Genomic DNA, 1673 nt, shown 5'->3' with positions numbered 1-1673 from the left:
CGGGCGTCGACCTCGTGCTCCTCGATGTGGATCGAGGACAGCACGTCGTCCTGCACCAGCCGCTGGGACAGGATGATCGCGTCTTCGTAGTTGTGACCCTCCCACGGCATGAACGCCACCAGGAGGTTCTTGCCCAGCGCCATCTCGCCGTTCTCGGTGCAGGGACCGTCGGCGATGACCTGGTTGACCTCGATCCGGTCACCCTCGGCCACGATCGGCTTCTGGTTGAACGAGGTGCCCTGGTTGGACCGCTTGAACTTGGCCACCCGGTAGGTGGTGCGGGTGCCGTCGTCGTTGGCCACGGTGACGTAGTCGGCCGAGACCTCCTCGACCACACCGGCCTTCTCGGCGCTGATAACGTCGCCCGCGTCGGTCGCGGCGCGGTATTCCATGCCGGTGCCGACCAGCGGCGCCTCGCTCTTGAGCAGCGGCACCGACTGGCGCTGCATGTTGGAGCCCATGAGCGCGCGGTTGGCGTCGTCGTGCTCCAGGAACGGGATCATCGCGGTGGCGACCGACACCATCTGGCGCGGCGACACGTCGATGTAGTCGACTTCCTCGGCCCTGGCCAGCTCGGTCTCGCCGCCCTTGGTGCGGACGAGCACCCGGGACTCGGCGAACGAGCCGTCGGGGTTGAGCGTGGTGTTGGCCTGCGCCTTGACGTAGCGGTCTTCCTCGTCGGCCGTGAGGTAGTCGATCTGGTCGGTCACCTTGCCGTCGACGACCTTGCGGTAAGGCGTCTCGACGAAGCCGAACGCGTTGATCCGGCCGTAGGAGGCGAGCGAGCCGATCAGGCCGATGTTGGGGCCTTCAGGAGTCTCGATCGGGCACATCCGGCCGTAGTGGGACGGGTGCACGTCGCGGACCTCGAAGCCGGCCCGCTCACGCGACAGACCACCGGGGCCGAGCGCGGACAGACGCCGCTTGTGCGTCAGGCCGGCCAGCGGGTTGGTCTGGTCCATGAACTGGGACAGCTGGGAGGTGCCGAAGAACTCCTTGATCGACGCCACCACCGGGCGGATGTTGATCAGGGTCTGCGGCGTGATCGCCTCGACGTCCTGCGTGGTCATCCGCTCGCGGACGACGCGCTCCATGCGGGCCAGGCCCAGGCGGACCTGGTTCTGGATGAGCTCGCCGACGCTGCGCAGACGGCGGTTGCCGAAGTGGTCGATGTCGTCGGTCTCGACGATCACCGTGTCGATCGGCGCCTCGGCCGAGGCCGGCATCGAATCCTCACCCGCGTGGAGGCGGACGATGTACTCGATGGTGGCGACGATGTCTTCTTCGGTCAGCGTGCCCTGCGTGATGTCTCCGCCGACGCCGAGCTTCTTGTTGATCTTGTAGCGGCCGACCTTCGCCAGGTCGTAACGCTTCGGGTTGAAATACAGGTTCTCCAGCAGGGTCTGCGCCGACTCCTTGGTCGGCGGCTCACCCGGCCGCAGCTTGCGGTAGATGTCGAGCAGGGCGTCATCCTGACCCGCGGTGTGGTCCTTCTCCAGCGTGGCGCGCATGGACTCGTAACGGCCGAACCGCTCGAGAATCTGCTCGCTGGTCCACCCCAGTGCCTTGAGAAGCACAGTGACGGCCTGCTTGCGCTTACGGTCGATGCGCACACCGACGCTGTCGCGCTTGTCGATCTCGAACTCCAGCCAGGCACCCCGCGACGGGATGAC

At 66.6% G+C, this 1673-nt stretch carries 1 protein-coding gene; it reads right to left on the bottom strand.

The genetic code is table 11. The annotated features are described in order from the left end of the window. Positions 1-1673: DNA-directed RNA polymerase subunit beta (rpoB, locus tag ACZ6YG_RS44590; RefSeq protein ID WP_466021370.1), on the bottom strand; the 1673-nt coding region annotated here is incomplete at both ends.

The sequence above is a fragment of the Nonomuraea sp. NPDC054003 genome (assembly GCF_055585125.1).
This window is presented reverse-complemented; position numbering and strand designations above follow the sequence as displayed.